At 43.3% G+C, this 24608-nt stretch carries 22 protein-coding genes; 3 read left to right on the forward strand and 19 right to left on the reverse strand.

What is annotated here, in order from left to right; all coding sequences use genetic code 11:
- The first annotated feature begins 120 nt into the window (after positions 1 to 120).
- A complete protein-coding gene (gene serS, locus NOL38_RS01225; RefSeq protein ID WP_277941140.1) occupies positions 121 to 1395 on the forward strand; it encodes a serine--tRNA ligase in 1275 nt (424 codons plus the stop codon).
- Positions 1396 to 1452: 57 nt separating this feature from the next.
- Here serS and NOL38_RS01230 read toward each other — a convergent pair whose 3' ends face one another.
- From NOL38_RS01230 to NOL38_RS01305, 16 genes are all read right to left on the reverse strand, one after another.
- Positions 1453 to 2085 carry a hypothetical protein gene (locus NOL38_RS01230; RefSeq protein ID WP_277941141.1) on the reverse strand — a complete coding sequence of 211 codons (633 nt, stop codon included), beginning with the start codon at positions 2083 to 2085 and terminating at the stop codon, positions 1453 to 1455.
- Positions 2078 to 2551 (reverse strand): GNAT family N-acetyltransferase, encoded by a 474-nt coding sequence (locus NOL38_RS01235; RefSeq protein WP_277941142.1) that lies wholly within the window; start codon positions 2549 to 2551, stop codon positions 2078 to 2080. The genes NOL38_RS01230 and NOL38_RS01235 overlap by 8 nt, the downstream gene beginning before the upstream one ends.
- A 64-nt stretch (positions 2552 to 2615) precedes the next feature.
- Positions 2616 to 3389 carry an acetyl-CoA carboxylase carboxyl transferase subunit alpha gene (locus NOL38_RS01240; protein ID WP_277941143.1) on the reverse strand — a complete coding sequence of 258 codons (774 nt, stop codon included), beginning with the start codon at positions 3387 to 3389 and terminating at the stop codon, positions 2616 to 2618.
- The gene (gene accD / locus NOL38_RS01245; RefSeq protein WP_277941144.1) at positions 3386 to 4252 is read right to left on the reverse strand and encodes an acetyl-CoA carboxylase, carboxyltransferase subunit beta; all 867 of its coding nucleotides are present in this window, start codon (positions 4250 to 4252) and stop codon (positions 3386 to 3388) included. Before accD ends, NOL38_RS01240 begins: the two co-directional genes overlap by 4 nt.
- Before the next feature lie 124 nt (positions 4253 to 4376).
- Positions 4377 to 5744, reverse strand: a complete 1368-nt coding sequence (locus NOL38_RS01250; protein WP_277941145.1) for an acetyl-CoA carboxylase biotin carboxylase subunit — start codon at positions 5742 to 5744, stop codon at positions 4377 to 4379.
- Between the two features lie 293 nt (positions 5745 to 6037).
- Positions 6038 to 6460, reverse strand: coding sequence for a 3-hydroxyacyl-ACP dehydratase FabZ (fabZ, locus tag NOL38_RS01255; RefSeq protein ID WP_024411006.1), 423 nt, complete (start codon positions 6458 to 6460; stop codon positions 6038 to 6040).
- Positions 6457 to 6933 (reverse strand): acetyl-CoA carboxylase biotin carboxyl carrier protein, encoded by a 477-nt coding sequence (accB, locus tag NOL38_RS01260; protein ID WP_277941146.1) that lies wholly within the window; start codon positions 6931 to 6933, stop codon positions 6457 to 6459. Before accB ends, fabZ begins: the two co-directional genes overlap by 4 nt.
- Positions 6934 to 8169 carry a beta-ketoacyl-ACP synthase II gene (fabF, locus tag NOL38_RS01265; protein WP_105120109.1) on the reverse strand — a complete coding sequence of 412 codons (1236 nt, stop codon included), beginning with the start codon at positions 8167 to 8169 and terminating at the stop codon, positions 6934 to 6936. It abuts the gene before it with no gap.
- A 13-nt stretch (positions 8170 to 8182) separates the two neighbouring features.
- Positions 8183 to 8917 carry a 3-oxoacyl-[acyl-carrier-protein] reductase gene (fabG, locus tag NOL38_RS01270; RefSeq protein WP_105120110.1) on the reverse strand — a complete coding sequence of 245 codons (735 nt, stop codon included), beginning with the start codon at positions 8915 to 8917 and terminating at the stop codon, positions 8183 to 8185.
- 9 nt (positions 8918 to 8926) lie between these two features.
- A complete protein-coding gene (gene fabD / locus NOL38_RS01275; protein ID WP_277941147.1) occupies positions 8927 to 9847 on the reverse strand; it encodes an ACP S-malonyltransferase in 921 nt (306 codons plus the stop codon).
- A 1-nt stretch (position 9848) separates the two neighbouring features.
- Entirely contained in the window at positions 9849 to 10814 is a 966-nt protein-coding gene (gene fabK / locus NOL38_RS01280; protein ID WP_105212449.1) for an enoyl-[acyl-carrier-protein] reductase FabK, read from the reverse strand.
- Positions 10815 to 10984: 170 nt separating this feature from the next.
- A complete protein-coding gene (locus NOL38_RS01285; RefSeq protein WP_002938891.1) occupies positions 10985 to 11209 on the reverse strand; it encodes an acyl carrier protein in 225 nt (74 codons plus the stop codon).
- Positions 11210 to 11268: 59 nt separating this feature from the next.
- Positions 11269 to 12246, reverse strand: coding sequence for a beta-ketoacyl-ACP synthase III (locus tag NOL38_RS01290; protein ID WP_105136344.1), 978 nt, complete (start codon positions 12244 to 12246; stop codon positions 11269 to 11271).
- On the reverse strand, positions 12243 to 12677 hold the full coding sequence (fabT, locus tag NOL38_RS01295) for a fatty acid biosynthesis transcriptional regulator FabT (protein WP_012775319.1): 435 nt from the start codon (positions 12675 to 12677) through the stop codon (positions 12243 to 12245). The genes NOL38_RS01290 and fabT overlap by 4 nt, the downstream gene beginning before the upstream one ends.
- An 80-nt stretch (positions 12678 to 12757) precedes the next feature.
- A complete protein-coding gene (locus NOL38_RS01300) occupies positions 12758 to 13549 on the reverse strand; it encodes an enoyl-CoA hydratase (RefSeq protein WP_009910717.1) in 792 nt (263 codons plus the stop codon).
- 437 nt (positions 13550 to 13986) lie between these two features.
- Positions 13987 to 14628, reverse strand: a complete 642-nt coding sequence (locus NOL38_RS01305; RefSeq protein ID WP_277941148.1) for an HAD family hydrolase — start codon at positions 14626 to 14628, stop codon at positions 13987 to 13989.
- 176 nt (positions 14629 to 14804) lie between these two features.
- Between NOL38_RS01305 and NOL38_RS01310 the strand changes: the two genes are divergently transcribed.
- The gene (locus NOL38_RS01310; protein ID WP_277941149.1) at positions 14805 to 16160 is read left to right on the forward strand and encodes an aspartate kinase; all 1356 of its coding nucleotides are present in this window, start codon (positions 14805 to 14807) and stop codon (positions 16158 to 16160) included.
- Between the two features lie 748 nt (positions 16161 to 16908).
- Here NOL38_RS01310 and alr read toward each other — a convergent pair.
- From alr to secA, 3 genes are all read right to left on the reverse strand, one after another.
- The gene (gene alr, locus NOL38_RS01315) at positions 16909 to 18012 is read right to left on the reverse strand and encodes an alanine racemase (RefSeq protein ID WP_277941150.1); all 1104 of its coding nucleotides are present in this window, start codon (positions 18010 to 18012) and stop codon (positions 16909 to 16911) included.
- Positions 18005 to 18364: a holo-ACP synthase gene (gene acpS, locus NOL38_RS01320; protein WP_012027718.1), complete on the reverse strand. Its 360-nt coding sequence runs from the start codon at positions 18362 to 18364 to the stop codon at positions 18005 to 18007. The genes alr and acpS overlap by 8 nt, the downstream gene beginning before the upstream one ends.
- 114 nt (positions 18365 to 18478) lie before the next feature.
- Positions 18479 to 21004: a preprotein translocase subunit SecA gene (secA, locus tag NOL38_RS01325; protein ID WP_002938259.1), complete on the reverse strand. Its 2526-nt coding sequence runs from the start codon at positions 21002 to 21004 to the stop codon at positions 18479 to 18481.
- 353 nt (positions 21005 to 21357) lie between these two features.
- On the opposite strand from secA, the gene NOL38_RS01330 reads away from it, so the two are divergent.
- Positions 21358 to 24588, forward strand: coding sequence for a ZmpA/ZmpB/ZmpC family metallo-endopeptidase (locus tag NOL38_RS01330; RefSeq protein WP_277941151.1), 3231 nt, complete (start codon positions 21358 to 21360; stop codon positions 24586 to 24588).
- The last annotated feature ends 20 nt before the right edge of the window (positions 24589 to 24608 follow it).

Raw genomic sequence — 24608 nt, forward strand, 5'->3', positions numbered from 1 at the left:
TCTACCGTTATGAAATTATCAAAAATACAATCAAGTGCACAGAATGTGAAGCTGGATGGAACCGCGGTAACTATCGCTCCAGCATCTTTCATTCTGTATTTTTTTCTAAAGGAGACATCTATGCTAGATATCAAACGTATTCGTACAGATTTTGACGGAGTGGCTGCCAAATTAGCTACTCGTGGTGTGGCTGCTGAAATACTGGCAGACATCAAGGAATTGGATGCAAAGCGCCGTGAAATCTTGGTTACTGTAGAAGAATTAAAAGCTGAACGTAACACAGTTTCAGCAGAGATTGCCCAAGCAAAACGCAACAAGGAAAATGCTGACGACAAGATTACTTCCATGCAAAAACTGTCTGCCGATGTAAAAAACTTAGATGCTGAACTCTTGGAAATTGATGAAAAACTAAATGCCATCCTTGCAGTTCTTCCAAATACGCCGCATAATTCTGTCCCTGTTGGTGCAGATGAAGAAGAAAACGTGGAGGTTCGCCGTTGGGGTACACCACGTGAGTTTACCTTTGAGCCAAAAGCTCACTGGGACTTGGGCGAAGACCTGGATATTTTGGACTGGGAACGTGGTGCAAAAGTAACCGGAGCCCGCTTCCTCTTCTACAAGAACTTGGGTGCCCGCTTGGAGCGTGCCCTCTACAACTTCATGTTGGACGAGCACATCGCAGAAGGCTACCAGGAAATCATCACGCCTTACATGGTCAACCATGACTCTATGTTCGGTACTGGTCAATATCCTAAGTTCAAGGAAGATACTTTTGAGTTGGCAGATACAAACTTCGTCCTCATTCCAACTGCGGAAGTGCCATTGACCAACTACTACCGCAACGAGATTTTGGAAGAAAAAGACCTGCCAATCTACTTCACAGCCATGAGCCCATCTTTCCGTTCTGAAGCAGGTTCTGCTGGTCGTGACACCCGTGGTCTTATCCGCCTTCACCAATTCCACAAGGTTGAAATGGTCAAATTTGCTACACCAGAACAGTCTTATGATGAATTGGAAAAAATGACCGCAAATGCAGAAAATATCCTTCAAAAATTAGGCTTGCCTTACCGTGTTTTGGCCCTTTGTACAGGCGACATGGGCTTCTCAGCAGCTAAGACCTACGACTTGGAAGTCTGGATTCCAGCCCAAAATGCCTACCGTGAAATCTCAAGCTGTTCCAACACAGAAGATTTCCAAGCTCGTCGTGCCCAAATCCGCTACCGCGATGCTGCTGACGGCAAGGTTAAATTGCTCCACACCCTCAACGGCTCTGGCCTAGCAGTTGGCCGTACGGTTGCGGCAATCCTTGAAAACTACCAAAACGAAGACGGCTCTGTCACCATTCCAGAAGTTCTCCGTCCGTATATGGGTGGGGTTGATGTGATTAAACCGTAACTGATCTAAGAAAAAAACAAACATCATGACGATGCTTGTCTGCCATTAACCCACTGATTATTCGGTGGGTTTTGTCATATTCAGATAAGGTTCTAGTAGAGAAAAGCTGTTAGCCAAGCGTTTTCGCAGTTCCTCATCAGAGGCAGTCATTCTAAATGGTACATCATACTTGACCAGTACTTTTCGAACGCGTCCTGCTTCGACGGCTTGTAATAGGCTCTGCCTATTCTCCTCAGTTCCATCTAGGCGATAAAATACCTGTCTCTCTTGCACCCAGTAATAAAGTGGTGCATGAATCGGACAGTTCAGCACACGGTTTTGCTGAAAAAGAGAGGCCTCTACCTTCTTTCGCTCAATGAAGCTGACTTCTACTGAAATCCCCGCTTCAGCTCCCTTACCATACAGACGAATAGCGAAAGCTGGGGCCGACGGACTAGCAGAGGGCAGGCGGTAATAGGTCCAAAAATGCGGTCTGCAAATCTGGGCTTGGTTCATCCATTGACTAACTCTTTCTGGCACAAAGGGACTGACTTGCTCAGCTAAGGCTAAACTTAATGTCTGAAACTCCTTGCGTGCTGCCTGTGCTAAGTTTCTTAAGGCTGTCATGTCGCCTGCCGAAGCCCCTGCCTTTTCAGGCTTGCAATAATGAACTCCTTGATAATCCAAGTATCTATGACACTGTTCAAGCATCTGAACCTCCTATCCACTTCTCCATATAGACCATACCCATACCCTCCTGCTCAGGCTCGGTTTTGATAGCCTTATAGCCGAGTTTTTCATAGAAAGCGACCAATCTAGGCTCCTGCAAGACTGTACAGAGTACCCACTGCTTGACTATCGGATAAAGGCTTTCCAATTCGAGCATAGCCTTATGACCATAACCTTTTCCTCTGTGGTCTGGATCAATGCCAATCAAGCCTAGCCAGCCCTGGTCTGCATCTTCAGCGATTGTTGTTCGTACCAATCCGACTGTATGACCCTCTTCCACAATCTTATAATAGTTGCAATTTGGTCGTGTAAATCGTGATTGAAAATAGTCCATAGTTTCAATGGCAGGGTTGTACTGGTCCTGATAGGTTTCATAAAGGGCAGCAAAGGCTCGGTGCTGAACGGGCAGCAATTCTTCTGCGTTTGATAAATCTGCTTTTACTAACATGGAAAACCTCCTGGAAACTATTTTATCTATTGTATCAAATCTAGCAAAAAAATACTAGGTCTTCCTAGTATTTTCTAAAGCGTTGATAGCGGTTTTCGAGTAGCTGTTCAAGTGGTAAAGCTTGTAGTTGAGCCAACTGACTGACCAAGTTTTCCTTGATGTCAGCCAAGACTTGCTTGGTCGCTCTGCCATTTTCCAAAACCACCCGATCGACCACTTGGAGCTTCTCTAACTCATAGGAAGTGATCTTCATGAGTTCTGCTGCTTCCATGGCCCGACTGCCGTCTTTCCAGAGGATAGAGGCGAAGCCTTCAGGGCTGAGGACAGCATACATGGAGTTTTCCAGCATCCAGACCTGATCTGCGACTGCTAGAGCCAGAGCTCCACCAGATCCTCCCTCGCCGATGATAATGGCGATAATGGGCACCTTGAGGTCGCTCATTTCCATGAGGTTGCGGGCAATGGCCTCGCCCTGTCCACGCTCCTCGGCACCAACACCTGGATAGGCTCCAGCAGTATTGATAAAGGTGACAACGGGGCGACCAAACTTTTCCGCCTGCTTCATGAGGCGATGGGCCTTGCGGTAGCCTTCTGGGTGGGGCTGACCGAAATTCCGTTTGAGGTTGTCCTGGAGGTTCTTCCCTTTTTGGATACCGATAACTGTCACAGGTTGACCTGCTAAAAAGCCAATTCCACCGACAACCGCTCCGTCATCACGGAAATTGCGATCACCGTGCAATTCGATAAAGTCATCAAAGAGTTGTGTGGCATAGTCCAAGGTGGTCAGGCGAGCTTGGTCACGTGCCAAACGAATCATACGTGCTACATCACTGGTCATCTGACACCTCCATGCATTCTCAACAAGCGACTGATGGTCGCTGGCAAGTCCTGGCGTTTGACAATGGCATCGACAAAGCCGTGTTCCTGTAAAAATTCAGCCTTCTGGAAATCGTCAGGCAGATTTTCCCGAACGGTTGATTCAATAACCCGTCGGCCTGCAAATCCAACCAAGGTCTGCGGTTCAGCCAAGATAATGTCGCCTTCCATGGCAAAACTAGCCGTCACACCTCCTGTTGTGGGGTCTGTCAAGACCGTCAGGTAAAAGAGGCCAGCATTTGAGTGGCGTTTCACTGTTGCTGAAATCTTGGCCATTTGCATCAGGCTCATAATGCCTTCCTGCATGCGAGCACCACCAGATGCGGTAAAGAGGACAACTGGCAAACGCTCTTCAATCGCCAACTCAAAAAGGCGGGTAATTTTCTCACCAACTACCGTTCCCATAGAGGCCATGATAAAGTGAGAATCCATGATTCCAAGGGCAACTGGTTGTCCGCCGATGATCGCCTTGCCTGTCAAAACAGCTTCATCCAAGCCTGTTTTTTGACGGGCGGCTGCCAATTTTTCGAGATAATTTGGAAAGTCCAAGGGATTTTTGGTTTCAATCCCTGTGAACAATTCCTCAAACGAACCGTCATCGACTGTCAGATCCAGGCGTTCCTGGGCCGTAATCCGAAAATTATAGGAACAGTGTTGACAGGTTTTCTCTGGTCCCAAATCCTTCTTGTAGAGGATTTCCTTACAAGCAGGACATTTGGAAAAGAGTTCATCTGGCACCTCTGGCTTTGCTTGAGGTGCTGACTCTATCCGCGAACGATTGGGATTGATGCGGATATATTTGTCCTTTTTGCGAAACAAAGCCATTGCATTCTCCTAGTTTACTTTTTTATCGTCATTTAGTTTTTCTTTTATTACTTCGTTAACTCGCCTTGCCTAACTCCAGTTATGCCTGTGGCTCGTTGCCTAGTACTAAAAGTAAACTAAAAGACTATAATTCTGCTTGATAGCGAGGTAAAAATTCTTCCATGAGGTAGGCAGTGTCATAATCACCAGCCACCACTCGCTTGTCGGAAATCAAGTCCAGCTGGAAGTCTGTATTGGTCACCACTCCGTCAATTTCCAATTCATAGAGGGCCCGTTGCATCTTCATCAGGGCTTCAAAGCGATTTTCCCCGTGCACGATAACCTTGGCAATCATAGAGTCATAGTAAGGCGGAATGGTGTAGCCTGGGTAGACAGCTGAATCTACACGCAGACCGACTCCTCCGCTTGGCAGATAGAGGTTGGAAATCTTACCTGGACTTGGAGCAAAATTGAAGGCTGGATTTTCAGCATTGATGCGGCATTCAATGGCATGACCTGTAATCCGCACATCTTCTTGGCGGACACTGAGTTCCTGACCAGCCGCAATCTTGATTTGCTCCTTGACAATATCCACACCAGTTACAAACTCAGTTACAGGATGTTCTACCTGCACCCGTGTGTTCATTTCCATGAAGTAAAATTCGCCCTTGGCTTCGTCCAAAAGGAACTCAATGGTCCCCGCATTTTCATAACCAACTGACTGGGCAGCCCGCACTGCTGCTTGACCGATACGTTCCCGCATGGTCTGGCCGATAGCAATCGACGGAGCTTCTTCCAAGACCTTCTGGTTGTTGCGTTGAAGGGAACAATCCCGTTCTCCCAGATGGATGACATGACCGTACTGGTCCGCCAAAATCTGTACTTCGATGTGGCGGGCTGGATAGACGACACGCTCCATATACATGGCTCCGTTGCCAAAGGCTACCTTGGCTTCACTGGAAGCTGATTCAAAGGCAGGCACTAGGTCTTCAGCTTTTTCCACCTTACGAATCCCCTTACCGCCACCTCCTGCCGATGCCTTGAGCATGACGGGGTAACCAATCTTCTCAGCGATTGCAAGAGCTTCTTGGCTGGTCAAAACTTCACCGTCTGACCCAGGAATAACAGGCACCTGAGCCTTAATCATCTCTGCTCGGGCATTGATTTTATCGCCCATGGTATCCATGACCGTCCCAGAAGGTCCGATGAACTTGATACCAACCTCTTCACAGAGGGTGGCGAACTTAGAGTTTTCACTCAAAAATCCAAAACCTGGGTGAATGGCCTGGGCACCTGTCACAACAGCCGCCGAGATAACAGCCTGCATATTGAGATAGGAGTCTGTCGAACGAGCTGGTCCGATACAGACAGCCTCATCTGCCAACATGGTGTGGAGAGCTTCCCTGTCCGCCTCTGAATAGACAGCCACCGTCGCAATCCCCAACTCTCTGGCCGCACGAATAATCCGCACCGCAATCTCACCACGATTGGCAATCAAAATCTTCTCAAACATGATGAATCCTATCTCCTTTTTAACATAGAATAATTATTTATCACAAGCTCAGCCCTTAACTAGTTTGCAAAATAACGGACCGATTCATACTCAATGAAAATCAAAATCAGGCTAGCTCCAAAGGTTTGGGAAACCTTTGGAGGTTGGAGATAGAGCGAACGAAGTTCGTTTCTCCAAGAGCAGATATACTCCTGCTACTTTCTTATCTTATGGTAGCAGGCTGTCAAGCACCACTGGAGCTTGACACTCATCAAATCAAGTCAACAACGGCTGAGTTTGATTTTCGAAGAGTATTATTTTCCAATAGCAAAAGTCAACGTCCCCGATGCAGCCAGTTTTCCGTCCACCTCTGCCTTTGCCTCAACGACCGCAATGGTTCCACGGCGTTTGACAAATTTAGCTGTCATGATTAACTGGTCACCAGGTACAACTTGCTTCTTAAATTTAACCTTATCCATGCCGGCATAAAAGACCAGCTTGCCCTTGTTTTCTTCCTTGGACAATTCCAAGACACCTGCGGTTTGTGCCAAAGCCTCCATGATGAGAACACCTGGCATGACAGGATAGTCTGGGAAATGCCCGTTGAAAAAAGGCTCGTTAATGGTCACATTTTTGAGGGCGACAATCTCATCTTCCGATACTTCAAGGACACGATCGACCAAGAGCATTGGATAGCGATGAGGAAGAGCCTCTTTAATTTTCAAAATATCAATCATTTGATGCGTACCAATCCTTGTCCAAATTCTACAACGTCCTGGTTAGCCACCAAAATCTCTGTGACCACACCGTCACGGTCAGCAGGCACTTCGTTCATGACCTTCATGGCTTCGATAATCATGAGAGTCTGCCCTTTTTTGACCGTATCGCCAACTGCTACAAAGGCTGGCTTGTCAGGGGCTGGCGACAAATAAGCCACGCCGACCAAGGGACTTTCCACTACCGTACCTTCTGCCACAGAGCTTGCACCTGCTTCTACTGGAGCTGGCTCACTGGTTTCGACTGCTGGTACAGGGGCTGGGCTTGCAGGAGCTACTGGAACAAGCGGAGCTTCTACTGTTGGACTCGGAGCCGCTGTCGCCTGCTGGTTTTTACTGAAATGCAAGGTTTCCCCAGCATTGCTATATGAAAATTCTCGCAAACTTGACTGGTCAAACTGACTCATCAAGTCCTTTATTTCTGTAATATTCACTTAAGCCTCCCAACGCTTGAAGGCAATTACCGAGTTGTGACCTCCAAAGCCAAATGTATTTGAAATGGCATGGCGGATTTCCATGTCACGCCCCTGTCCATAAATGACATCCGCTTCAATATCTTCAGATAATTCTGTCGTACCAGCTGTCTTTGGTGCGTAAGAGTGACGCATAGCCTCAATGACTGCTGCCGCCTCAACTGCACCCGCTGCCCCCAACAAGTGCCCTGTGAAGGACTTGGTGGAAGAAACTGGCGTGTTCTTGCCGAAGACGGATACGATAGCTTGGCTTTCCCCTTTTTCATTAGCCGGTGTCGAAGTACCATGGGCATTGATATAGTCAATATCAGCTGGCTCTAAACCTGCTTCTGAAATGGCCAACTTCATGGCCTTAATAGCACCCAGACCTTCTGGATGTGGAGAAGTCATGTGGTAAGCATCGCAGGTATTTCCATAACCAACGATTTCAGCCAAAATCGTCGCCCCACGCGCCTCTGCGTGTTCCAAACTTTCCAATACTAAAACCGCGGAACCCTCTCCCATGACAAAACCATTGCGGTCCTTGTCAAATGGAATAGACGCACGTTCTGGATCCTCAGTAGTCGACATAGCTGTCAAAGCTTGGAAACCACCGATTGCAAACGGAGTAATGGCTGCTTCTACTCCACCTGCCAACATGACATCTTGGAAACCAAACTTGATTTCACGGAAGGCTTCTCCTAAGGCATCATTTGACGAAGCACAGGCTGTGATGACACACTTACAGACACCATTTGCACCGACCTGCATAGCAATATTTCCAGCAGCCATGTTTGGCAAGGCCTTTGGAAGAGCCATGGGACGAATGCGTTTTGGACCTTTTTCGTTCATCCGAGCCACTTGCTCTTCAATTTCCAAAATACCACCGATACCTGTTGATAAGATAACGCCAAAACGGTCACTATCCACTGTCTCTGTATCCAGCTGTGCATTAGCAATCGCTTCTTTAGCTGCATAGAGTGCATAGAGCGAGTAATTATCGTAGCGATTTGTATCCTTTTTAACGAAATATTTGTCAAAAGGAAAATCTTTTAATTCCGCAGCATTATGGACCGAATATTCACTGGTATCAAACTTGGTAATCTTTCCGATCCCAATCTTGCCATTGACCAAGCTATCCCAGAATTCTTCTGGTGTATTTCCAATTGGCGATGTCAGACCGTAGCCTGTCACCACTACACGATTTAGTTTTGTCATTTTCAAACCTCTCTTACTGCATGGTCAAGCCGCCGTCAACCGCAATCACCTGTCCTGTTAGATATTCTTGCTTGGCAAGAAACACTGCAACATCAGCCACTTCTTCTGTCGCGCCAAAGCGTTTCATCGGAATTTGTGCAGTCATAGCTTCTTTAATCTTGTCAGATAAAACATCTGTCATATCAGACTGGATAAAGCCCGGCGCAATCGCATTGACACGAACATTTCGCCCAGCAACCTCACGGGCAATGGCTTTGGTAAATCCAATCACACCTGCCTTAGAAGCAGAATAGTTGGCCTGTCCAGCATTTCCAATCAAGCCAGATACACTTGATAGATTGATAATAGCACCCTCACGAGCCTTTGTCATTGGTTTCAAAACAGCCTGCGTCATATTAAAAGTCCCAGTAAGATTTACCTTCAGAACCGTATCAAAATCCTCTTCTGTCATACGAAGAGCCATACCGTCTTTGGTAATCCCTGCATTGTTGACCAAAATATCGACGCTACCGAGAGTTCCGATAGCTTCTGCCACCATTCGTTTGGCATCTTGCGCGCTCGAAATATCTCCTGAAATAGCTAGGACTTTCACACCGTAATCTGCAAAGCTATCCAGCAAGTCCTGACCTAGCTGACCACGACCGTTAAGAACAACATTTGCTCCTAAGCTGGCAAACTTATGGGCAATGGCCAAGCCGATTCCTCGACTTGAACCTGTTACAAAAACATTTTTATTTGTTAATTCCATGATTCCTCCTCATGATTTATTCAATACTATTTGTAGCCCCTCTATATCTTCAATTGCTATAACATGCGCCGTCTTATCGATTTTCTTGACAAATCCTGATAAGACTTTACCTGGACCGATTTCAATAAAGTTAGTCACACCAGCTTCCTGCATGATTGCGATTGACTCATAGAAACGAACTGGTTCCATCACTTGACGGGTCAAGAGGGACTTGATGTCCTCTTTTTTCATGACCTTGGCTTCCGTATTACCGACCAACTCTACTTGGAAGTCCGCAAATTCCACCTGCTCCAAGGCCTGAGCCAATTGCTCCGACGCTGGACGCAAGAGAGCCGTATGGAAAGGCCCCGACACATTGAGGGGAATCATGCGTTTGACACCAGCTTCCTTCAGCAATTCAACCGCCTCATCCACTGCAGCCACCTCGCCTCCGATGACGATTTGGGCTGGTGTGTTGTAGTTGGCTGGGGAAACAATCCCAGAGGTAACAGTCGAACAGATTTCTTCAATCAAGTTGACATCTGTGTTGAGAACCGCAACCATCTTACCAGTCCCTGCTGGCGCAGCCGTTTCCATATATTCACCACGCTTAGCAATCAGGGCAATCGCATCTTCAAAGGCCAAAGCTCCCGATGCCACCAGAGCTGAATATTCTCCCAAGGATAGACCAGCTACCATATCAGGTTGTACTCCCTCTTCTTCCAGCAATCGAAAAATAGCCACAGAAGTGGTCAAAATAGCAGGCTGGGTATAGCGAGTCTGATGTAATTTATCCTCTTGATTGTCAATCAGGTCGCGAATGTCATACCCTAGAATCTGACTAGCCTGGTCAAACGTTTCTCTAACTATCGGGGAATATTCGTAAAGGTCGCGAGCCATCCCCACTGTCTGAGCCCCTTGACCTGCAAAAAGAAAAGCTGTCTTTGTCATCCTATTCTCCAACCGAAGCCCAACGGCTTGCCTCTTCTCTAATCGCTTTGGCTGCTCCATAGTAGATGTCTTTCAAAATATCTTCACAAGATTCTTCTTTAGAAACCAGACCAGCAATTTGACCAGCCATCACGGAGCCATTTGTTACATCACCATCAACAACTGCATTGCGGAGTGCTCCTGCACCAAGTTCTTCAATAGCATCTGCCGAAATTTTACCTGCCAAGAAATCTTTCTCTGCAGCTGCATAAGCAGATGACAACTTATTCTTGATAGCTCTCACAGGATGTCCAACAATAGAAGCAGATACAGTTGTATCAATATCCTTAGCTTTTAAAACTTTTTCCTTATAAGCCTGATGGGCATTGGACTCTGTAGCTACTACAAAACGAGTTCCAACTTGCACCGCTTCTGCACCCAACATGAATGCTGCCGCTGCACCTGCACCATCTGCAATACCTCCAGCAGCAATAACAGGAATAGATACGGCTTCAACAACCTGACGAACCAAGGTCATGGTGGTCAATTTACCAATATGGCCTCCGGCTTCCATACCTTCAGCAATAACAGCATCTACCCCTAATTTTTCCATGCGTTTCGCAAGGGCTACACTTGGTACAACAGGAATAACTGTAATCCCTGCAGCATGGAGACGTTCCATATACTTCCCTGGATTTCCTGCTCCTGTAGTGACAACTTTCACACCTTCTTCGATGACCAAGTCAACAATGTCATCCGCAAAAGGAGACAAAAGCATGATATTGACACCGAAAGGCTTGTCCGTGATAGATTTAACCTTGTCAATATTTGCCTTGACCACCTCTTTGGGAGCATTTCCTCCACCGATGATTCCTAGACCACCTGCATTAGATACGGCACCAGCCAAATCTCCATCAGCTACCCAAGCCATACCACCTTGAAAAATTGGATACTTAATATCGAGCAATTCTGTTATTTTCGTCTTCATAATTCCCTCATCTTTTTTTCTTGCTTACCTAATCATTTGAATATCAAATCATTAGGTAAACAAGTGAAGGGTTTCCCCCTCACTCAAAAAATAGTTTGATATTTCAATGTTTTGATTATCAAAGTATTTGGTTTAAGAAAAATGCTAAATAGCACTTTCCTTAACAATCATTATTTTGTTTTTTCTTCAACATAAGCAACCAAATCGCCTACAGTTGTCAAACCTTCTTCAGTATCGATTTGAATATCGAAGGCATCTTCAATTTCAGAGATAACTTGGAAAAGATCCAATGAATCTGCGTCCAAATCTTCAAATGTTGTTGTAAGGGTTACTTCTTCAGCATCCTTACCCAATTCTTCAACGATGATTTCCTGTACTTTTTCAAATACTGCCATGATATGTGTCTCCTTTTGGAAAATAAAATATTTTAATCTTGCCTAGGGCAAGGAATTAACTAAAGTTGTAAGAGTAGAGTTCCCCATGTGAGCCCTCCACCGAAACCAGCCATGAGAACAATCTGGCTTCCATCCAATCGCAACATTCCGCTCTCTACACATTCTGATAAGAGAATGGGAAGACTTGCTGCGCTGGTATTGCCATATTTATCCATATTTGCTGGAAATTTTTCACGCGCCACTCCCAATTTACGCGCCATCTTATCTAGGATCCGTATATTGGCTTGATGGAGCAAGAAATAATCAACGCAATCCACAGTCATATCAGCTTGTTCTAGCAGCTCTGCCATGGTTGCCGTAACATCCCTCGTAGCAAATTCAAATATAGCTCTGCCCTCCATTTGGATAAAGGGTTGCTGACGGCTTTGTGTCGAGAATGGCGTCTCTTTCTGATCTATCCCTGCTGTCAGACTAGCACCTCGACCGCCATCCGTTCGTAAGATTTCTGCTAAAAAGCTCGGTTGCTCACACGCTTCCAGCAAAACTCCTCCAGCACCATCTCCAAATAAAACAGCCGTTGATCGATCCGACCAGTCGACAGATCTAGATAAGGTCTCTGCTCCAATGACAAGTCCTCTCTTATAGACTCCTGAAGCAAGCAATTTTTCCGCTGTTGATAGCGCAAAAACAAATCCTGAACAAGCTGCAACGAGATCATAGGCAAAAGCCTTTTTCGCACCAATTGCTGCTTGGACCATAGCTGCCGTAGATGGCATTGATGCATCTGGAGTAATCGTTGCTACGATGATGAAGTCAATTTCACTAGCATCTAGCTGAGACTTTTCCAGTAATTTTCTAGCCACTTGACTAGCCAAATCACTCGTCGTCTCTCCAGTAACAATGTGCCGTTGACCGATACCTGTACGGCTACGAATCCACTCATCACTGGTCTCCATTCGTTGAGCCAAATCATCATTGGTCACAATCTTCTTCGGAAGATAGTGGGCCACCTGACTGATTTTAGCATGGTTTCTCATTTCAAATCCTCCAAGAAGTGATAGAGTTTCATGAGTCCTTTCTTCATTACCTGATACTCTGCATCATCCATACCATCTGTAATCTGCTTAACCATTTCATTGTGAAATCGTTGATGCAAACGATAGACCAGTCGACCTTTTTTGGTCAGGTAGAGATGAACAACTCGCCGATCTTTGGTCGAACGAATACGTTCCACGTATCCTTTTCTTTCCAAATTGTTCAAGCTAGTTGTAACAGTACCTAAGGTTACCATCAAAGTCCGAGCAACATCACTCGGAGTAGCTCCATCAATACTGCCTATCACATCAATCGTGTGCATTTCCTTAATCGAAATATCATTGAATCGGCTACCACGCAGACTTGTTTCTTCAATCACCAACACATTGTTAAAAATGGCCGTTAGATATTCATTTACTTTTGGATCTTCCAAAACAGGCCTCCTTTACTTTGATAGTCAAAGTATAAACCATAAAACTTTGATTGTCAAACATTTTTTTACTAATTTAAAAATTAATCTCCCGTAAACACTGGTCTACGTCGTTCTGCATGCGCTCGAACTCCCTCTTTAAAATCCTCTTTATAGGCCAATGTTTCTTGCAAATCCAGCTCCAATCGGCGATAAGACTCCCAGTCTTTAAATTGACTTTCCCATGTCAGTTGTTTGATTGCTGCATAAGAATTTACTGAGCCTCGCAAGAGTTTTTTTATGACCTGGGCAACTGTCTTTTCTAGTTTTTCTGGCTCTGCCAATTTATAAACAATCCCATATTCTAAAGCCTTATCCGCTGATAAGCCCTCTCCAGTCATCGCCAAGTGACTAGCACGATTAGCCCCAATAGCACGACTCAGTAGAAAGAGCCCCCCCGCATCCGGCGCAAGTCCAACACCTACAAAGGCTTGGATGAATTTTGTCTTGCTAGAGGCAATAACAAAATCAGCTGCCACTGCCATATTGGCAGCTGCTCCAGCCACTGCCCCATCTGTCACCATAATGACTACTTTAGACAATTTCTTCATCGCAAACGAAATATCATTCACCAGCTCTGCTATTTTTACCAAAGAAGCAATATCATCATCATCAACCGCACGCTTCATCTCAACTAAATCTCCACCCACAGAGAAAATGGAACCCTGTGCTTGAATTTGTAAAATTTTGACGGAGGCATCCCCTTCTGCAAGGCGGATTGCTTCTAAGATTTCTTCACACATAGGAATATTAAAACCATTTGCCACTTCCGGTCTGTTTAAAGTTAGAATCGCTACGGAATCGATTACCTCATAGCGAATAGTTTGGTAGGCCATTCCCTTGCTCCTTTCAAAATAGTTTGATAATTAAAAGATTTGAATATCAAACTTCAAATTCTTGTTTTCCATTGTAACACAGTTTTTATAATTGTCACTTTTTTTCTAGCAAGGAAAGTGTGACGTCCGAAAAAGATGGGGGCTATCATCGCAATATAAAATTTAGATATGCTAGAAAATAACGTGTCTAAGAACCTATATTCACACGAAAAGCGCCTTGGCTTTTTCACTCATCAAGGTAGTTTTTGCGGGAAATACTGACTGTATTTTGAAAAAACAACCTCAATATACAAGTCTGAACTGTAAATTATAGGCTCTAAGTTTAATTTACAACTATCATTTTTCACGTTAATACTTTTGGAAGATTTAACTGGATTCTGAGCTAGAAATACCATTTTTCACCAAGAACTAATACTTGGACTACAATATCATATTTCTTAAAATCGCAATAAGTCAAAGGCATCTTCAAGATTGTCTACCAATTTGTCTGCTTTCGATTGATCAATTCCATAATGCTGGTCTCGAATAGCCCAAACTGTCAAACCTGCTTTTTTAGCCGCTTCAATCCCCTTCGCACTATCTTCAAATACTAAAATGTCCGATTTAGCTACTCCTGTTGCACTAGCTGCTTTCATATAAACTGTGGGATCTGGTTTTGGGGCCTCACAATCCATCGCTGAGAAAACATGACTAAAGTGAGAGCGTATACCAGCATCTAGTAGAGCACGTTCGATTTCTGAACGGTCGGTATTTGAAGCCAAAACTACAGGAATACCTTGGATAGTTAGTCTCTCCAATACCGCTTTAACTTCAGGAAAAATCCTCTCTGCATAAGGGGTTGGTCGCTTTTCTTTATACACACGATATTCTTCTTCCAAGGCAGGGACATCCCAGTTATCATAATCATCCCCTAAAATCCGTTGCCAAATTTGACTAGCCCTTCCACCGACAAATATAGATGGATCCAAATGATCAACCGATAAACCTTTTATCGCTAAAAAATCCGCTCGACGCTGAAAATAGAATGTTTCTGTGTCAAAAAGTACACCATCCATGTCGAAAATAATTGCTTTTACCATAATCGCCTCCTATTACTTTAATTGTAACACAGTTGAAAGAAAAAAATGTTTTTCTGAAATTTTCATATTTGTCTCTTGTTCGTTTTTCGATAAAATTCTTGGCAAGATTTGTCTGAACATACTGACAATTTCATATCATTCTGCTATAATAGAAAAAAATATCCAAGGAGATGAGAATGAAAGTTATTAAATTTGGGGGAAGCTCACTTGCTTCAGCTGGACAGTTAGAAAAAGTTTTCAATATTGTTCAATCTGATTCAGAACGTCGCTTTGTTGTGGTGTCTGCACCTGGAAAACGCAATGCCGAGGATACTAAAGTTACTGATGCGTTGATTAAATATTATAAAGAATATGTTAACGGAAAAGATGTGACTGCCAGTCAAGAATGGATCATCAACCGTTATCAAGCAATGGTTGACGAACTTGGTTTCACAGCTAACAGCATGAAGAAAATCGCAGACAGCATCGTCTCTTTGGCCAGCCTACCAATTGATGATAACAAATTCCTTTACGACGCATTCTTAGCAGCTGGTGAAGATAATAATGCCAAATTGATTGCCGAATATTTTACCCACAGAGGATTGCCTGCACGCTATGTACATCCTAAAAAAGCTGGTATTATTGTCAGCTCCGAACCAGGAAATGCTCGCATTTTGCCTTCAAGTTATGACAAAATCGAAAAGCTTCGTGATACAGATGAAGTACTCATTATCCCAGGATTCTTCGGTGTAACTGTTGATAACCAGATTTGTACCTTCTCACGAGGTGGATCGGATATTACAGGTTCCATCATTGCTGCCGGGGTCAAGGCTGACCTCTATGAAAACTTTACAGATGTCGATGGTATTTTTGCTGCCCATCCTGGCATCATTAAAAATCCACATTCAATCAAAGAATTGACCTATCGTGAAATGCGAGAATTAGCTTATGCAGGTTTCTCCGTCCTCCACGATGAAGCCCTCCTTCCTGCCTATCGCGGACGGATTCCATTGGTTATCAAAAACACCAATAACCCAACTCACCCTGGTACCCGAATTGTACACAAACATACCGAGCAAACAGTTCCTGTTGTCGGTATTGCTGCAGACGATGGTTTTGTCAGCATTAACTTGTCTAAATATTTGATGAACCGTGAAGTTGGTTTTGGTCGCAAGGTGCTGCAAATTCTCGAAGATCTCAATATTCGCTGGGAGCACATGCCGACCGGTATTGACGATTTATCCATCGTAGTCCGTGAGCGTGAATTGACTCCTATCAAGGAAGAAGAGATCCTTCGTCAACTCAATACGAAAATGGAAGTTGACAAGGCCGAAATCGAACATGGTTTATCTATTATCATGATTGTTGGTGAAAATATGAAGAGCCATGTCGGTGTAACAGCTACCGCTACCACTGCCCTCTCTAAACAAAATGTCAACTTGGCAATGATTTCACAGGGAGCCAGTGAAGTTTCTGTTATGTTCGTTGTCAAAACCGAAGAAAAGAAACGCGCTCTGCACGCACTCTATGAAGCTTTTTTTAACGAGCAATAATCACAACGAGGTCGGTCAGTTCCCTCTTCATACTCTTCGAAAATCAAAACCAGACGTTGTTGACTTGATTTGATGACTGTCAAGCTCCATTGGAGCTAGTCTGATTTTAATTTTCATTGAGTACCAATTAAAATTTGAATAAACAAAAATAGCTTAGAATCAACGTTTCTGACGATGCAATTCTAAGCTATTTTTTTATACTAAATGAAAATCAAAAGTAGCCTAGGAAACGAAGTCGAAGATAGAACCGGAGTTCATCAAGGCAAGTTGACAACGGATAATTTTGATTTTCTTTGAGTATTGGACTTTTTGACCAGACTCATTATAGTCTTTTAGTTTACTTTTAGTACTCTCTCCAACTATCTGGGAGATAGTTGGAGACTGGGGACAAAGTGAACGATGTTCACATCAAAAGCCACAGACATAACTCAATGCTTTCTTATTTCTAGGTGACCAGCTGATGTGCTTCGCTTTTTTGTTTTCAGGCTCAGGTACGAATAGTCCACTGGACTATTCGTATCCCCCAGATTGCTTGCAAAGCAAGTCACTTTTACAAAATCAGGCAAGGCGAGTTCAAACAATCCAGTGGAGTGTTTGAAGTTGGAAATAAGGAAACGAAGTTTCCTCTTACGTCGAAGTAATAAAAGTCAACTAAATGACGATATTTGTATTATAGACAATCTCTAGGCAACACTTCTCTAATATTTTAGCCTTCTATTCTAGTGAAAGAGGCGGATTATCGTCACGTTTACTCAAAAATTCGAGGTAGGCGATCTGTCAAAAGACAAACCACCTCGTAATTTATCGTTCCGATGCGATCAGCCCACTCCTGAACAGAGATAGTTTTATCTCCATCTTGACCGATTAGGGTGACTTTTTGACCAAGCGGATAAGCATGAGGTAAACGAATGGTGATCTGGTCCATCGAAATACGCCCTACAATTTCACAGGCCTGCCCATCAACTAGGACTGATAAGCCTTGTAAGCTTCGTACGAGACCATCTGCATATCCTATCGGAACGGTCGCAATCCATTCTGAATCGGTGCTGTGATAAGTAGCTCCGTAGCCAATTGTTGTGCCAGCTTCAACCTGCTTTACATGAACAATTTCAGATACGAGAGATAAGGCTGGTTGAACATCAAACGGGAGTTCTAGTACTCGTCCACTTGGATTAAGTCCATAAAGAATGTTTCCCAAACGAACCAGGTTAAATACTGTATCAGCATGCCAAATGCTTGTTGCTGAATTGCTGGCATGAATCCAGCGCGGAGTAATTGGTAGAACATCCAAAAATTCTTTAAAAACAGACAGTTGACTCTCGAAGTGCGCATGATCAACCTCATCCGCAGTAGCAAAATGAGTATAGACTCCTTCGATGTCATACTCTAATTCTTCAAGGATAGCAATCGCTTGTAGCAAATCGGCTATTTTTCTAAAACCAATCCGCCCCATACCTGTATCTAGCTTAAGATGGACAGTTAGACCAGATAAATCAGCCTCTAAGTCTTTTGCATCTTGCAACCAGTCCAGACTAGCAACTGTCACACTGATATTGAGTTTATGAGCTACTGGTAAAAAACGTACAGGAACCACTCCTAAAATCAAGATAGGATGCTCGATACCTGCTTTACGTAACTCTAATGCTTCATCCAAATTCGAAACACAAAAACCAGCTGCTTGACTAGATAACTTTTTCGCTACCGCAACAGCTCCATGACCATATGCATTCGCCTTAACAACAGCAAATGCTTCGGTCTTATGGGGCAAGTTGGTCATTACTTGCTCGAAATTTTCCGCAATCGCATCTAAGTTAACCCGAATTTGCGTGGGTCGATGTTCACTTTCAATCATCTTTCTCCTCCAAAATCACACTAGCTTGTACAAAATTTCCTGAATGGCTAATGCTGAGCCAAATATTCCCATCAAAGGGACTCTTCGTCACATAGGGAACTCCTTTGCTGGTATTCAGAATTTCAATATCATGAAATCCTATCTTACCAATACCTGTCCCCAAGGCCTTGGTCAGCGCTTCTTTGGCTGACCAACGTCCAGCTAAATATTCTAGCTGACGGCGACCGGACAGACTTTGATACCGTTCAAATTCTTTCTCTGTGAGAATCTTTTTGGGAAACCCTTGGTGTTTGATTCTGGCACTTTCAATCGCCTCCATCTCCTGAAGGTCAATGCCATGTCCTACTATCATTAATCGGTCTCCTTTTGCATAGTCATTTCATTTATTAAAATAAACGAACTGACTCTAGTGACTTGTCTAAAAATTGCAAAAGGACTGGACAGCCGTCCAGTCCACGCGTCATTCCTATTTACGGCCGTGACAATTTTTAAATTTCTTACCAGACTGGCATGGGCATGGATCATTACGATCAACACCTTCAAAAGATACATTCTCCTGAATTGCATGCGATTGGTTCGGCATAATATTCTTAACAGCTGTCGTATGTGCTTCTTGACTTGTACGCTCACGCTCAATATTGTCATGAATTTGCGCCTTCATCATCAAGCGGGTTACTTCAAACTCGATAGCCCCAATCATATCGTTGAACATAGTAAATGCTTCTGATTGATATTCAACGATTGGATTGTTTTGAGCATATCCACGAAGACTGACTGCATTGCGCAATTGATCCAAGGCATCAATATGGTCTGTCCATTTGTTATCCACAACACGAAGGATAAGAACTTTCTGGAATTCGCGTACACGTTCTTCATCGCGTAATTTTTTCACTTGCGAATCATAGACTCTCAAAGCACGTTCATAGAGCTCTTCGACAATCTCTTTCTGATTCATTGCTTCAAAAGTAGCTTTACTCAAGGTATCATCTTCAACGAGATTTGCATGCGCAAATTTGATAATACCATCAATAGCTTCATCTTTCGAACCAAGGAAGTGACCAGCAACTTGGCGTTCAATCGTCCGTTTCATCATCGCTTTGATTTCAGGAGCCAAATCACGGTCAGCAGTAATAACATCCTGGCGTTGGCGATAGATGATTTCACGTTGCTCACGCATCACATCGTCATATTGAAGGACTTGTTTACGTGAGTCGTAGTTGTTCCCTTCCACACGCTTCTGAGCAGATTCAACTTGACGTGTCAACATTTTAGACTTGATAACGGACTCTTCTTCTGTTAGATTCATACGCTCCATAAATACTTTGATGCGTTCTGAACCAAAGCGTTTCATCAAGTCATCTTCGAGAGATAGATAGAATTGTGATTCACCTGGGTCACCTTGACGACCTGAACGTCCACGAAGCTGGTTATCAATACGACGACTTTCATGGCGCTCAGTACCAATAACACACAGCCCACCAAGTTCACGTACACCTGGACCTAACTTAATATCGGTACCGCGTCCCGCCATGTTGGTCGCAATAGTGACCGCACCACGCTGACCAGCATTCATAATAATCTGCGCTTCACGATAGTGGTTTTTTGCATTTAATACTTCGTGAGGGACACCTGCAGCTACCAATTTTTGAGAAATCAAATCAGAAGTTTCAACCGCAACTGTACCGACCAAGACAGGTTGCCCTTTCTCATAGCGTCTCTTCACATCAGCAATAACGGCATTAAATTTGTATTCTAGACTTGGATAGAGTAAATCTTCGTGGTCAACACGTGCGATTGGGCGGTTGGTTGGGATTGGTACGACACGGATGTTGTAGATTTCACGGAATTCTTCCTCTTCTGTTTTACCAGTACCCGTCATCCCTGATAATTTTTTATACATACGGAAAAGGTTTTGGTAGGTAATAGAGGCACTTGTCTTAGACTCGTTTTGAACCGGTACACCTTCCTTAGCTTCGATGGCTTGGTGAAGTCCATCAGAATAACGACGACCTTCCATCGTACGACCTGTAAATGGATCGATAATCATGACCTCTTGGTCTTCATTGACCAGATAGTCAATATCATAGGTCATAATGTAGTTGGCACGAAGTGCATTATCCAAGAAATGGGTAATGGCTACATTTTCAATATCGTAGAGGTTATCTAACTTGAAGAATTTCTCTGCTTTGTCAATACCTGAATCAGACAGACCAATCGTTTTAGATGGAATGTCAATAATGTAATCTTCTGTTGTCAAGGATTTAACAAGATTATCTGCCAAGAAATACAACTGGTTTGTTTCCGAACCTTGTGCACCAGATACAATCAACGGCGTACGAGCTTCGTCAATCAAGATTGAGTCAACTTCATCGACCAAGGCGTAATTGAGAGGACGTTGAACCATGTCTTCTGCGCGCACAACCATATTGTCTCGGAGGTAGTCAAAACCAATCTCTGAGTTGGTCGAATAAGTAATATCGCAGTTATAGGCCTCACGTTTTTCCAAGGGTGATTTAGCAGCTAAGTTGATACCAACTGATAGACCAAGCCATGAGTACAATTCACCCATTTCAGTCGCATCACGAGTAGAAAGATACTCGTTAACCGTCACTACGTGAACACCTTGACCAGACAAGGCATTCAAATAAACAGGCATCGTTGCAGTCAGAGTTTTACCTTCACCTGTACGCATTTCTGGAACGTCACCGTTGTGAAGAACGATTCCTCCCATAACCTGAACCTTGTAGGGATAGAGACCCAAGACACGTCGAGCTCCTTCACGGACTACCGCATAAGCTTCGTACAAAAGATCGTCGAGGGATTCGCCGTTATTGTATCGCTCCTTAAATTCTGCTGTCTTAGCTTGCAACTGTTCATCAGTCAGCGCTTCCATTTCATCGGCATACGAGAAGACCTTGTCTGCCATTTTCTCAAGTTTTCTTAGCTCTCCCTTATCATTTTCAATGAGAGAACGAAGTACATTTGTTACCATACATTTCATCCTATTTCAGTTTTAGTCAATAATACATTGTAGCAGAAAACCAGTCAATTTTCAAGGTTTGCCCCTAGGATACACAGTATTCTTAGATAAAAATACCATAAAACAAACAAATCTGGAAAAATTTCTACACAGTAATATTTCATTGCTAAAAAGAACATGATTAAGACACCAATTACTAAAATAAATACCAGGATACCATCCTCTATCTCTAGTAAAAATATACCATTTAAAATTTTAAAAAAATATGCACTATTGCCCCAAAAATGTGAACGATTTGGCATTTTTTTCTTCGTACAAGTAGTATAATCTGATTGTACAAGTAAACATGTAAAAAGGAGAGGAAAATGTATACCAAGAAAATCGCTCTTAAACAACTAGCCATATCTAGTACTACAGTAGCCATAGTGAGTAGCCTATGGGGAAACCAGCCTCCGATAGTTTACGCAAACGATGCATCGACGGTATCTGTTCAATATCAATATATTGCACAAGATGAACTAACAAGTTCAGAGAAGGATTCTGTCTTATCTAAGCTGAAAACTGTCTCACCTTCCAAAGAAACAGCTACGGAGAATCAAACAATCTATCTCATCTACAAGACCGAACCTAAAAAAATATTTGGGATTCTTCCAGCTACAGGGGAGACTGGAATCAATCTATTAACGATTGGAGGGGGACTTCTTCTAGTTCTAGGAGTAAGTTTGGTCGGAAAAGGCAAAAAGAAAAGGATTATTTCATCCATTCTTCTTCTGACCGCCACTGGTTCTATTCTACCTATCCAGAGCATCCAGGCTCTAGAAAGCAATTTACTTGCAGACTACAATCAGGTTCATCAGCTAAAAGTCGGAGACCAACTTCCTGATCCAAGTAACATAAAGCAGTATCAGTATGTAGGCTATGTCACTGACAAGGATATAGGTCCGCAATCTACCGAGAATAAAGAGAGCTCTTCCACAACTGCATCATCTCAGCAGCAAGATAGTACCGATAGTGCTATAAATAATGAAACCTTGCTCTTCAATCTAAAAAAATTAGATCCAACAAGCGACAACCAGCAACTAACAAAGGCTGCCAACAATATTGGCGCAGACCACAAATTGGCTAGTAGTAAAATGATCAGCCTTGTCCCCATGACCGACAATACCATTATTTCTGATATACAGGGACGAGAAGAAAGCATCAATACACTCCTAGCTCACTTTGAAGATGGCAGCACCTTATTTTTCCCACTCCAATATACAGAAAGCAAAGATAAACGTGCTTACTACCAAGTAGCGGATTGGGGAGTTACTTATTCACCTTTCCAAACATTACAAGACTACTCTGACATTCTAGACAAGGTAGTTCCAAGCCTACAAGCGGTTGAATTTCGTTCTGAAAATATGTATACTGCTCTCTCCATTACAGAAAATCAAGAGCAGCAAATGGACCGTCTATATCTAGAAGAACCCTTTAACAAAGTTAAGACAAATATTCGCGACTATCTAAAAAAAGCGTTAATAAATGACGAGTCTGTTAAACTAGATGATCCAGAATCAGTCACACAAACCATTCGTACTATCGAAGAGAATAAAGAAATTATCTTACTCAGTTTAGCCTACCTCGATAGGTGGTACGATATTGATTACGGAGAAATTAATAGCAAGGAATTAACAATGTTCCATACTGATTTCTTCGGAGGAGAAGCTGATTCACTAGATGCTCTCATAACTTTTGGACAAAATGACTACCAGAGTTATAGCCCACAAAGAAGTTATTTTTCCTATGCAGAGAACTTTGCATCTGTCACAGATAAGGCATCCCTGACTGATTTCCTTGAAGCCTATCGAGAAATCTTTTTACCTGAAATGTCTGATAACGATTGGTTCAAACAAACGACAGATGCCTTTATCGTAGAGACAAAATCTACCGTTCTTAACGATGAAGACAACAGCAGACTAAATGTCTATGAGCGATTAAAAGATCCTCAAATCCCCGAAGAAGTGATTACGCCTCGTATCCGCGATACCTATCCAAATATGTTGCTCCCGCTATTAACAACGAGCGAGGACAATGTTTACATCATTTCAAACCTATCAAATCTCATCTTTAGTTCCTACGATCGTTACATTGATCAATCTCTAAAAATAAGCAATCCCGAAGTCTATCAGGCCGAACTATCCAAAATAAAAGAACAAATCCTGGCAGATGCCGAGTTGTATCGTGCTCATTACGACATGTGGTACCGTATCCTGCCTGATTATCATAAGCACACCTTACTCTACTTCCAGCCAGTATGGGGAGGACACGGCAATTACGCCTACGACGCCTCTTCTTACGCTTGGAAAGGTGTTTGGTATTCCGATACAGGCAAGCTCACTCCTGAATTTGTTGAGAAAATGCAAAACGACGCTACCGCTGAGACAACAGCTGCCATTCAAGAGGTTTTCGGTCCTTCTGGAACCTACTTCCTTCCTGAACTCACTTGGGCCGGTGCTTATGCTTGGAGACAGGAAGTCAACTTTGTCATTACCCCATTACTCGGAACAGATGGCGCCGTAACACTCACGCACGAGATGGTTCACGCCTTTGATTATGATAAATTCTTACTCGGTCATAACCGAAGAGCTGGTATGCAACTTGAAGCATTTCCTGAAGGAATGTTACAAGCACCAGACCGCGTCGACTATCCAATCATCGGCTTTAATTCTCTATCTGATTATTCAGGTCATACTGGCACTCGCTACCACAATGTCAGTCCTGAACGCTTCCAAAATTCAGCAGATTTACAACAATATATGCAGGGCTTATTCGATCTCATCTACACATTAGAATACGCTGAAGGTACAGCTATTTTAAAACAAGATAAAGACACTCAACGCCAATGGTTTCACAAGTTAGAAACGAAAGAAAAACTCATCCCAGGTGCGGAAGAGTATGGACCTTACGGAGTAAACCTTAAACGTGATTTCACAGATGAAGAATGGAATAGCATCGAGCTAAAAACTGTTGATGACCTTGTTGATAATGATGTGACCGTCCGTCGTGAATCTGCAAATCGCATTGAGCGAGACCCTGATAATCCTGAAGAGGTGATGAACAACGGCTATCACAAACTAAGTCTCTTTGCTCCTATCTGGGCTACCGCAACAACCGAGCGTGTTCCAGGTGATCTTTCTTTTCGACGTACAGCATTTGAACTTCTAGCTGAAAAAGGATATGAAAACGGCATGGTACCTTACATGTCTAACCAATACAAACAAGCAGATAGCGATGTCGTTCCTGATTCACTCATCTTTGCCAATATTCTCCCTGAATACAATGGCGATTATAAGACTTTCAAGAAAGCGATGTACCAAGAACGCGTCCAAAAACTTGCTTTCCTAAAACCTGTTACCATCAACTATGATGGGCAGGAGCTCACGGTAGCAAACTATGAGCAATTGCAAGAATTGATGGATCAAGCTGTCCTAGCCGATATTGCTGCAGGTAATTTTACAACAGAAAATACGAAAGTTTCTGAATTAAAAGGATTGTTACACGATGCCTATCTAAAACTTACCGATGATTATAGAACTAGTATTTTTACAGAATAAGAAAAAAGTTAGGGATTATT

Origin of the sequence: Streptococcus suis, assembly GCF_029616525.1 — a bacterium.
GTDB lineage: Bacteria > Bacillota > Bacilli > Lactobacillales > Streptococcaceae > Streptococcus > Streptococcus suis_AF.

Coding starts and splice junctions, on each gene's coding strand:
- serS (WP_277941140.1), top strand. CDS start 121: ATGCTAGATATCAAACGTATTCGTACAGATTTTGACGGAGTGGCTGCC.
- NOL38_RS01230 (WP_277941141.1), bottom strand. CDS start 2,085: ATGCTTGAACAGTGTCATAGATACTTGGATTATCAAGGAGTTCATTAT.
- NOL38_RS01235 (WP_277941142.1), bottom strand. CDS start 2,551: ATGTTAGTAAAAGCAGATTTATCAAACGCAGAAGAATTGCTGCCCGTT.
- NOL38_RS01240 (WP_277941143.1), bottom strand. CDS start 3,389: ATGACCAGTGATGTAGCACGTATGATTCGTTTGGCACGTGACCAAGCT.
- accD (WP_277941144.1), bottom strand. CDS start 4,252: ATGGCTTTGTTTCGCAAAAAGGACAAATATATCCGCATCAATCCCAAT.
- NOL38_RS01250 (WP_277941145.1), bottom strand. CDS start 5,744: ATGTTTGAGAAGATTTTGATTGCCAATCGTGGTGAGATTGCGGTGCGG.
- fabZ (WP_024411006.1), bottom strand. CDS start 6,460: ATGATTGATATTTTGAAAATTAAAGAGGCTCTTCCTCATCGCTATCCA.
- fabF (WP_105120109.1), bottom strand. CDS start 8,169: ATGACAAAACTAAATCGTGTAGTGGTGACAGGCTACGGTCTGACATCG.
- fabG (WP_105120110.1), bottom strand. CDS start 8,917: ATGGAATTAACAAATAAAAATGTTTTTGTAACAGGTTCAAGTCGAGGA.
- fabD (WP_277941147.1), bottom strand. CDS start 9,847: ATGACAAAGACAGCTTTTCTTTTTGCAGGTCAAGGGGCTCAGACAGTG.
- fabK (WP_105212449.1), bottom strand. CDS start 10,814: ATGAAGACGAAAATAACAGAATTGCTCGATATTAAGTATCCAATTTTT.
- NOL38_RS01285 (WP_002938891.1), bottom strand. CDS start 11,209: ATGGCAGTATTTGAAAAAGTACAGGAAATCATCGTTGAAGAATTGGGT.
- NOL38_RS01290 (WP_105136344.1), bottom strand. CDS start 12,246: ATGAGAAACCATGCTAAAATCAGTCAGGTGGCCCACTATCTTCCGAAG.
- NOL38_RS01300 (WP_009910717.1), bottom strand. CDS start 13,549: ATGGCCTACCAAACTATTCGCTATGAGGTAATCGATTCCGTAGCGATT.
- NOL38_RS01305 (WP_277941148.1), bottom strand. CDS start 14,628: ATGGTAAAAGCAATTATTTTCGACATGGATGGTGTACTTTTTGACACA.
- NOL38_RS01310 (WP_277941149.1), top strand. CDS start 14,805: ATGAAAGTTATTAAATTTGGGGGAAGCTCACTTGCTTCAGCTGGACAG.
- alr (WP_277941150.1), bottom strand. CDS start 18,012: ATGATTGAAAGTGAACATCGACCCACGCAAATTCGGGTTAACTTAGAT.
- acpS (WP_012027718.1), bottom strand. CDS start 18,364: ATGATAGTAGGACATGGCATTGACCTTCAGGAGATGGAGGCGATTGAA.
- secA (WP_002938259.1), bottom strand. CDS start 21,004: ATGGTAACAAATGTACTTCGTTCTCTCATTGAAAATGATAAGGGAGAG.
- NOL38_RS01330 (WP_277941151.1), top strand. CDS start 21,358: ATGTATACCAAGAAAATCGCTCTTAAACAACTAGCCATATCTAGTACT.